The 9,839-nt window shown below is 41.4% G+C and carries 8 protein-coding genes; all 8 read right to left on the bottom strand.

The genetic code is table 11. The features are described 5' to 3' along the window. Window positions 1-230: 230 nt before the first annotated feature. A complete protein-coding gene (gmtX, locus tag J8M01_RS03510) occupies window positions 231-779 on the bottom strand; it encodes a gamma-mobile-trio protein GmtX (RefSeq protein WP_211057009.1) in 549 nt (182 codons plus the stop codon). Between the two features lie 85 nt (window positions 780-864). After that, a complete protein-coding gene (locus tag J8M01_RS03505; RefSeq protein WP_211057008.1) occupies window positions 865-1,149 on the bottom strand; it encodes a hypothetical protein in 285 nt (94 codons plus the stop codon). A gap of 469 nt (window positions 1,150-1,618) precedes the next feature. Next, entirely contained in the window at window positions 1,619-2,476 is an 858-nt protein-coding gene (locus J8M01_RS03500; protein ID WP_211057007.1) for a hypothetical protein, read from the bottom strand. 208 nt (window positions 2,477-2,684) lie between these two features. Next, a complete protein-coding gene (locus J8M01_RS03495; RefSeq protein ID WP_211057006.1) occupies window positions 2,685-3,950 on the bottom strand; it encodes a carbohydrate kinase family protein in 1,266 nt (421 codons plus the stop codon). Between the two features lie 151 nt (window positions 3,951-4,101). Further along, window positions 4,102-5,583 carry an antiviral reverse transcriptase Drt5 gene (gene drt5 / locus J8M01_RS03490; RefSeq protein WP_211057005.1) on the bottom strand — a complete coding sequence of 494 codons (1,482 nt, stop codon included), beginning with the start codon at window positions 5,581-5,583 and terminating at the stop codon, window positions 4,102-4,104. A gap of 590 nt (window positions 5,584-6,173) precedes the next feature. After that, entirely contained in the window at window positions 6,174-6,767 is a 594-nt protein-coding gene (gene cas6f / locus J8M01_RS03485) for a type I-F CRISPR-associated endoribonuclease Cas6/Csy4 (RefSeq protein WP_211057004.1), read from the bottom strand. Next, window positions 6,764-7,786, bottom strand: coding sequence for a type I-F CRISPR-associated protein Csy3 (gene csy3 / locus J8M01_RS03480; protein ID WP_211057003.1), 1,023 nt, complete (start codon window positions 7,784-7,786; stop codon window positions 6,764-6,766). Before csy3 ends, cas6f begins: the two co-directional genes overlap by 4 nt. Further along, entirely contained in the window at window positions 7,786-9,837 is a 2,052-nt protein-coding gene (locus J8M01_RS03475) for a type I-F CRISPR-associated protein Csy2 (protein ID WP_211057002.1), read from the bottom strand. Before J8M01_RS03475 ends, csy3 begins: the two co-directional genes overlap by 1 nt. Window positions 9,838-9,839: the final 2 nt, after the last annotated feature.

Raw genomic sequence — 9,839 nt, 5'->3', positions numbered from 1 at the left:
TAACTGAGTATCCACGCTCAGTAATTTGTTTAACAGCTGCTTCTTTAAACTCTTGGGTATAGCGTTTGCCTTTGCTCATAAAACACCTCTTATTAGAAGTTACAATGTAACTCATTTAGTGTCTAGCAAAGTCTGGGAAGTCCACCACCTTCGACTTTAAAATAGTCTCTTATTAACAGTAATGTTTCTTGCTAGACAGAATACTAAACTTTTCAAGTTTATTTGAAGCTTCATCGCAGCAGCTTTCTCAACCCATTCACATACCCACGCTTATAGATCTCGTTTCCCTCAGCATCTTTGACTTGTCCAGTTGGCATAACTTCCCAGCCTTGTTTATTGAAAAGTTCATCAGAAATTGCGGCTTTAATGGCTTCAACTTCCAGCGGTACCAGTTGTTTGTTTTCGAGTGTGGTGTTGGTTTTATCGCCTTTGGTTCTGTCTATAAACAAGTCTGAGTTGGCTTTTAATGTATTGAGCTGGTCACGGTATTTGTTTCGTTCGGCAATCAATGACCCTACTACGGCTCTAATCACTGGGTCGTCGATAGCATCGAGAATATGTTGGTCATTGCTGTTCAATAACTGCTTTTGGCGCACTGAGAGCGGCTTTTTACAGGTTGTGCCTGCATAGGCTGCCCAAGCCTCAATTAATTGCTGAAAATGCTTGCCTGTGCGATTACGGATGGTTTGTGTTGATGGACCACCTTGTTCTTTTGACAACCGCCCGATCGTTGCCATAGAAAAGTCGAGAGGCGTTATTCTACTTTGTTGCTCAAGCACTGCATTCTATACGGTTAAGGCATTGGCAGTTCTTGTGGTGGCGCTTGCACATAGCTCTTGCAGCACTAAGGTTGGATCAACAGAGTTAGCCATTTTTCTTTACTCCTAAAGTGGCTGTTGCCATGTTTGCTAATGTTCTAATGCTAATGCCTGTATTACTTTCAAGCGCTTGTACTCCTTGTTCGAGCAGGCCTGCGTCTTTTAAGTAAGCTTCAGTATCAAGGTAAGTTGAAAGCATTGTCATGGCTTTGCTTTTGTCTGGCTCTTTGGTGGCATGTAGCATGGCATTGACCATCACATTGCCAAGCTTAAGCTGCGCTTCGTCATCAAGCTGCATCAAGATTGGTTGGTAGCCCACACGCATCAGCATGAACTAGTTTGATAGCAGAGGTCTTAAAACCTTATCAAAGATCATCCCTTCCTAGTATTTTTAGAGTTAGCCAATGATATGCATGTTGTCTTCACAGAATTGATTTAATTGTCTAATAGAAATAGAAAAACTCTCAGAATTTTAATTAATCTTGTAGGGTTATATTTCAATTTTTATGCGGGGTTATACTACAAATTTTCAGACTTATACTTCAAACAACAAAACTGGAGTTTGTAGTATAAGTTTGCATAAATGCGTCATCGTTACTTCAATGACTTAGCATTTTGATGGAAGTATAACTTGGCATAAAAGTGAAGTGAAAGAATGCAAAAAGTGATACATTTTTTAGTAATGTTTTCAAAGTCAGTTTTTTGCCAAAAGCGGACGGTGGTAAGGCCGCGCTCTGCGGCAAATTTGAAGCGCAGTGGAAAATTCTGAACGCCCTCAATTGGCCGACAACAGTGCTTTGTTAGCCATCGATAATAGCCTCTAACTTAACCCACAGGCCGTATTCACCAAGGTTCTCAAATGCGCGCTCATCTGTATGAAGCGCTTCCAGCAACGAACCAGACAACAAATTCACTAGCTTCAAGCTACAGAGCGCAGGCCCTAAAGCAAACACAGTTGTCTCGTGAATGGTCGATTTATGTCGTTCCAGAAGATTTTTATTGAGTTCTTCATCAATAAATTCATTATGTAACACTAGCCTATGATCGGAAGTTTCCATCATAAAAGGAGTGAAAGACATCAATGACGGATGAGATACTTGACATAATTCTGAGTACAAACTATTCAAGTTCTCACTTTGGATCGAATCCAAGTACTGCCTTACTTGCTTAGCCTTATGACTGTCTTCAAACGACTCCCTTTCTGATGCCGAGAGCTTCCTGCCATAAATATAATGTATCAGTTCATTTTCGATCTCTGTGGCGAGCACTAATTCTGTTGCCTTTCCATCTATAGCACTCTTGATGTGAGAAAAATTTTCAGATATCGGAATTATGACTTTCCCAATAGAATAAAAAGAATCTGAACAAGCCTCCAGAAGCCCCCTTAAAGAAGCGCAAAAGCCATAATAATTCTTGCTTTTGTAAGAACTATCAATAGCTTCGTACCATTTCTTTAACCTTAGAATGGTGGTTGCTCCACACACATGAAACCTTTGAATTATCTCGCTCCAATACACGAGTTGTAATTCTCTAATTGACCTTACTTTCGAGAAATCTTCTTCAGCTGTAAATTTATAAGCAACCTTTGCCAAGCAGCTTTCTATTTCAATAATGGCAGAGTATAGATCGCTCAAATTTTCTTCTATATCTTTATCCATTGAACTCGCCTCGTCGGTTCAGTAACAACTTGATAGTGCGCCACTTGCGCATTTTTATAAACTACAAGGTCGAATATGAGCTACTACACATATAGTTCTACACAGGTACATCTTTGAGCCGCTTTACTTCTTCTATAGGGTACCTTCAAGCTTCTATTGTATAACGAGCCCCAATGAACAAACTATCATATTAAAAACTGTGTAGAGCTTAATTATTATCCACCCGAATTAGCGTATTCTTCTCTACATTAACTTCAGACTTTATAGCTGTAGATTGGTTATCCGAAAAACTATCAAGACTCTCTATGTTACCGCTTGCTTCCTCATAAGCTGTTCTCGCACCAACACGCGTCGAAGCAAAGCTAGACATTATGAATGCGGCATCAATACAGGACTCCATACTTGCTCTGTTTAACATCCCAACTAAAAAGCCTGCTACAGCAGCATCGCCAGCACCCGTGCTATCTGGCATGTCTAAGCGAACATTTGGTTCCAGCTCTTCTGGATGCATATAAGAATCTAGTTCACTGACTCCAACTCCTACCGATAAAAATCTCCTTGTCGTGTGTTTCATAGTTCCATCAAATGCATCCTTCACTACGACAATTAAAGGACTAGTATGCTTTTTCTTACCTCGCCATTTATATAACGCTTCAAGGAAATCGCAAACCCCCCCTCCTCCAAGGAACGATTTTGCAGATGATCTATTAACCAAACTTTCTAGCTGCTCTGCATACAAAAAAACCAAATCAACATTTTTTATCAGTCCATTTAACCTATCGAGTCCTTTCTTTGAATAAATAGCGCCAGGAGTAAGAGACACTATAGATTTACCCTTAACTTCTGATGCCAATTGTTCCTGTAGCTGGATCTCACTTTTGCCTGCAAACGAGCTCAAATGCACAATTTTAGCATTGCTTGCCCTTTCGAGAATATCTTCATAGGAGCAAAGAGCATGAAACTCATTGTTTATGCCTGGTGATACTGCTATAAGTCTTTTTCCACTTTCTTCAACTATTGTTGTGGTTTTCCCAGATGGATAATGGCTTGCTCGGTAAAGTAGTTCAGTATTGACACCAGCCTGTCTTAAAGATGATTCTAGAAGTTGGCCATCCTCGTCTTCACCAATTGCTCCTGCTACTGCGGTGTCAACGCCAAGTAAGGCTAATATATACGCAGAGTTTGCACCTGAACCACCAGGCTCTTTTGTTGGACAACCAAAAATTTCACATTCGTGATCAGATGAAATCTTATCAATGAGCTTGATTTCATCAATATTATGGGCAGAGATAACAAACACTTCATGTGACTTATTGTTTACTTTAGCTATACGATTAACTATTTCTCTGAAGTGATTTGCTTCTTCCGTAATACCGGAGAACGTTAGTCGAACACCAGCGATAGTAAACGAATCAACTTTGATTCTCTTTCTAAACTCATTAAGACGTGCGAATAGTGCTTTCCCATCTTTCATATTTACAAATTTCCTATTATTACTTTTTCGACTCATTCTATTTCAATAGCTTAAGCCTGATTATTCTCAAGGGCTAGAGTAAACGTGATAGTTCGCTTCATATTCCGAAGCCGAACAGAGCCCTTATTAACCTCTCAAAGTATAGAAATATTCACCGCAATTCCCTTACAGAAGATGCGACTAGAAAATTCATTTGGGAAACATTGCTAAAATACTTTAACAAGTGATTCCTATTGTTGCGACTCATGCCTCTGGTGCCCACAGCTGAAGACCATGCTAGCCAATCGGCCCTTCCTACACGCAAGTATTGTTCTCGTATATCAGGTAGTCCAAACCTTTGTTCGGCAGACTCTAACACTTTGCTTTTTGATATATCGCTAGCGTAGTTATGTTCGAGTAGCTTTATTAAAATCAAACCTATCTCGGGAGTTTCTGACAAATGTTCTTCTGCAATTTTTCCGAACCAAAATAATTGTTCCTCAGTGACCACTTCAGAGTTGTCTAAATGACTCTCCATAACCTGAGCTAAGCCACTTTTGTCATCGATGTTCTTGCAGAAATAAAATACTTTTTTACTTAAGTTAGGAAATTTTTCAAAGAAAACTGTCAAGTACTCAAGAACATCTTCACCTTTTTCGCTCATGAATGTGAGTATCAGTTCAGCATCCATTTCCTCTAAATCAGGAGTGTGGAGTAAGGAGTAGAGATATTCTTCTTGTTCGGGCGCGAGTGTGAGCTCTTCCTCAATTTCAACCTCTTCTTCTCCATTATAGGTTTCAACTAACTCCGTTCGAACATGCAGCAACTGCTTTCTCACTTCTTCAATTTGCTCATCTACATCTGACAACGCGACTTTACCCTGTTTAGTTTTTGAATTATTGAAGCTTAACCCCTTTTCACCTGCTAAGTGCTGAATCAATAAAAAATCATGCTGTATCATTTTTTCTGCGTCGGAAAAAATATAAATATCATCCATAAACCGTAATGTCAGCTCTGATTTCAAAAGCCTAGAGTTATCAATGAATTTCAAAAACTCAGCGCCGATCACCTTACACGGGTGGATTCCTTGAGGGAGACAATCTACGCTACGACCAGAATTTATTTCCCTCAAGAACTGGCCTATACCTTCTACATCAGACTGATCTCGACCATTATCAAACCACTTGACTAAGTCATGATGATAAATTGAGTTAAAGTACGAGGCTATATCGAGTTTTAAGCCATATTCAAACTCACTGTTAGCCTTAGATACCGCCCTCTTAAATTTACGATAAGCGGCGCTTAAGGGGATAGGTTTTCCATCTTGAAAGCGATGCCCAAAACTTAATCTATTTTCAGAAAAATCTTTCCTAAATGACGATTTATTCCTGTATACCAGATCGTAAATGTAAAATTCTGCAACAGGGTCAAGCTTAAAAGTTCGTCTTAGATGCAAACCATGCTTCGCAGCATGACACCTTGCTTGAGGAAGAAAATGCTCTTTAGTAGAACTTGAGTTAAGCACTTGCTGATAGACATAATCACTTATCGCATTAGCATTATTCGTGATCACTATTTTGTTTGTATCTAGTGGGAACAAACCTTTGGAGAAGTCGTCTTTGAAATACTCTATTGTGTTGCTAATTGATGACATATCTTCCCTAATATTCATGGCTTGTTGATAGTAACTAATACCTGCCCTAGTTAACCCTTTTAGTCTAATCTCCGTCAACCTAAAAAGTAAAATATATGTTGCTAGAACAAAAAGCCCCAGTAAATTCTGGGGCTTTTGAATTGGCCTCTGCCTTTTCGGCAGTTTTATGTCATACGATGTAGTTGTTTACTTCCAGGCCTAATTTCAGCTGCCTATGCGGCAGGTCACAAAAAACAATCTTATCGCTTTTCGACTACTCAATTTCCAGCTGCCTATGCGGCAGGTCACGATATGATATAGCCTCTAATCGGGCTAATGCAATTTCCAGCTGCCTATGCGGCAGAACACGAGCAAAGACAATGGCGCTGATACTTTATTTCATTTCCAGCTACCTATGCGGCAGAACACTAAACGGGCGGCGGTGTAATGCAAGCGGGAAAATTTCCAGCTACCTATGCGGCAGAACACTATTAAAATTAGCTTAAAACTTCATAAGTTCCATACGATTATCCTAACTTTTAACGAATAACCTTTGTTTTACCGACGGCTCGTAACTCTCTGATATACAACACTCCTAAAGCTATTGAGATTTAAAAGGTTAACAACGGTACACTGCCTTTGTATTCTTTGTTTGTTGCAAAGCCATAGCTGTTATAGGTGTTTTGTATTGAGTCTGTTGGCTCTAACCTTAGATGCAGTACAAAGTCGTTTTGATTGCTTTTGCTGGCGATGGGGATCTTATGAAATGTGCTAATCTCTGTATCGTTCAGCACGTACTGTGGAATGTACTCCTCACCACGTGCTTCGGCTCTGCGTTTTGCGCGTTCCATTCGGCGGCGCTTTTCACCCATAAACAATTTACCTAAGCTTTGGTCGCGGATAATCTGTACTTCAGGGGCATCGACTGGTACTGGCTTTATAGCTGACATTTCAAACAGCTTGTCGTGGGCCATCATTTCAAAGTAGTTTTGCTGACTTAGGTTTTTAAGTGCGGCTTTATCCTCACTTACAAAAGCGATCTGATTGCCTAAGTGTTTGTCGGTCCATTTGGGGAAGCTTACACCAATGTGGTTGCAGCTTCGTTTGTTCATAAATCCGTGCAATATGCCAATGCAGCGGCCTGCCAATAAGGTTACATCACAATTTTCTGGTAGGTAAGTAATGGTGAAATAAACTCGGCTCATTCTTTGGTCCTTTGGAATAACCCGCCTTTGATTAGAACTGCTGCGATGTAGTGAATATGAAAGGCTTGCTCTTGGTTTTTTAGGCCGTTTTGCTCCATTTCTTTTACATATAGCGCCACTTTTTTTAGCAGTGAATAAAAGTCTAAACTGTTGCTTGGTGCGCGTCTGGCAATCACGTTTTTGTAGTCTGCGCCGTATTCGTGAATTCTTAACCGCTTACTTGCGTCTTCATCGTACCAGTCATCAATCATTTGAATAGCAGCCCCCACCTTTTGAGAATGAAAGCAGGCTGCGTCTTTACCCGCTACTTGAGTGTAAGCGTAGGTTCTTGCTACGTCATCGTTTTCTGCAAATGACTGGCTTGGGTAAATCTCTTGCCCAAAATAGGTGTCGAGCTTCGCGGTTACTTCTAAAAAGCAAAAACTATATGGGTCTTCTAGCCCTGTTTGGATCACTTCTGTGAGTGTATGCAACGCATCTTCAGCCTCGCGCCATTTGCCATCCCAGCGTAAACGGTTGGCTCTGGTGAGGCTGATAGGGTCAAACCCTTCGCCAACTATCTCTAAATCCACTTTAGGTGATGTTTTGTTTCGCCATAACCATTCACACATAAGAATGTTTTTGGTGTAGCGCTTTGCCAACTCCCCAAAGCCACCATGTTGCTTATAGGTGCTCATAAACCGCGTTAGCCAGTAACTTACTTTTGGCTCACCACATACATTCGGCTCTAGGCTATTTGCTTCGACTCTGAGCGAAAACCGGCAATAGAGTTGCTGTACCGTAGGTGGTACGTAACAAAGCTCTATGGTGTGCGGGTTACCAAAGGCCAAGTCTTGTGGCGCTAGCTCTTTGGGTGTGGCTTCATTTTTATAGGCTTCGGCGAAGCCTGACTTTTGGCCACGAATTTTTTGTCGTTCAATTTGTAGTGGCTCAAAGTCACTGTCGGGCGTTTTATAAAAGAACACCGCCTTACCTGGCGAGAGTGAGCGGGTGTATGAGAGCTGGCGCGGTAGTTTCATTAGTCGTACTCAAACTTGGCTTTTTTCATAAGCATAGATGCTTTTTTGCAATGCATGGCCCAAAACCCGTGATTAAAAAAATGCCGAGCACCAGATAGCCGAACTGTGACCGCATCTACACATTCAAGCAACCCAATAACAGGTTCAGCATAGCAATGTAACTTCGTGATTGAGCCTTGCCTTGACTGTGGTTCTTCAAGGGCTAAGTAACCCAATGCCGCTGGTCGCATAGTGGGCCGCAGCGCTAACTGCTCAGCCAATTCTTCAAAACTGCTCACTTCAACCAATGTGGGATATAGCCACGAACCACCTTTAGGCAGCGAGCGGATACGCTCAAACAATGCCAGTGGTTTTGCATAAACTTGACACCAATCAACTTGCTCATATAACGATGGCGGATGAAGCGTACCACCCGCATAGCGCGATGGAAATGCTGCTTTTAGCAAGTTTTCAGACAAGTCGTGAGCAACAGCTTGATTGTCAGTTTGCACCCTAAATACCAAATCAAAACATATATCACACTTAGGTATTTGCATAATTGCCGAACGCAGTGGCACACGCTTTTGACCATCTTTTTTGAGTTTATTAGGCTCTGGCAACTGCTTGTTGTTGTGCAATTGATAAGAGCGCACATACGCAGCCACACCAATCACATGTATGCCACCGCCTAACAGCTTTTGCAGCTTGCGTTGAAATTGATGCCCCAAACCTTCAAGCGCGGTGATTGAAGGCATACCCATAAGGTAAGGGTTCGGCATTGCCTCGGCGTTGTAGACACGCAAATTCTGACAATGCACGTACTGAATATGCTCCACCTCAAACTCGTCCTCTTGGTTATTTTGATGCGATAGAACATAGCTAAGTTGCGTTTTTAACCTAGGCATTAGTTCTGGGTGATAAGCGTAACGTTTTAAGTATTTTAGCCCGCTCATTTGCTTGTTGAGCTCTTGGCTTAAAGCAAGCTCTAATTGCTTGTATTCTTGCGTGGCTAAAAGATTTACTAGCTCAGGGTTTGAGTCATTTATCGCTTCGCTTTGCGCCAACTTTATGAGCTTTTCTAACCATCCATAAAGTGCTGTTCGTAACGCCTTAGTTGCAGCAATACGTGCCAAGCGCTTTTGCCTAAGCGTATTAAACGGCTTTGACTTTGATAGCACAAACAAAGCCTCACTCACTGTTTTGCTATTTAATGCCGACACATTAAAAAGCCGTTGCTCGTCTTGGCTGTAGTAGTTGTTAACGGTTGTCGCACTGTAAGTTTTAGCAAAGTACTTAAGCACGTTCATTCTGCCGCCCAATGCGCTTGGCAGCTCTCCCACATTTGCAGGTCGATTGTGTTCAATGATCCCGCGTTTAAGCAAACCGCTGCGTGTTGCCACTTGCATCGCAGCTAAAACGGCATGGCTCACAACGGGCGATACACTCAAGTAGTCATGCTCTATTGGAATAAGCAACTGAGGGGTGTAATTACTAATTTTCTCAGGCAAATCTTCACAGGGGAGCTGCGCGGCTATTTGCTCACACACTGCTATAACATCCCTTTTTAGTAACCCTAGCTCTCTAAACTGTGCTACCCAAAAAATCTCTTGTTTTACAAGTAGCTGTGCCAAACACACATATTCACCACGCCAAACAAAGCCTGTTAAAAACAACTTAGCGTAATTGATTTTAGCGCTGTCGTGCGACCAGCCAAATTGCGTTGGGTAACTTCTACTACTGACTACCCTAAGCCCATCATCAACTACTTTCGCCAATAGCCTTTGGTGGCTAACTCGAATATCAGGGTATTTTAAATTATGAGTGTGATACCACTTAACTTCATCAATACAGGTTTTAAGGTGTTTTTCATCACGCAGTGCGGCTTTGGCGGCACTCACACTCGTTAAGTCTTTAATGTCTTTTCGCTTGTAAGTGAGATTAATTAAAATCACCAATGCTTGAGGCTCACTCCCTGTAATATCAATATATTCAGAGTATGGTGCAAATGCAGCTCGTAGCGTTTGGGTAAGCTCTTTACTTGGGGTATTTTGTAGTAGTGTGTGCAGTTCCATTG

Origin of the sequence: Pseudoalteromonas sp. MMG005, assembly GCF_018101015.1 — a bacterium.
Classification (GTDB): domain Bacteria; phylum Pseudomonadota; class Gammaproteobacteria; order Enterobacterales; family Alteromonadaceae; genus Pseudoalteromonas; species Pseudoalteromonas aurantia.
This window is presented reverse-complemented; position numbering and strand designations above follow the sequence as displayed.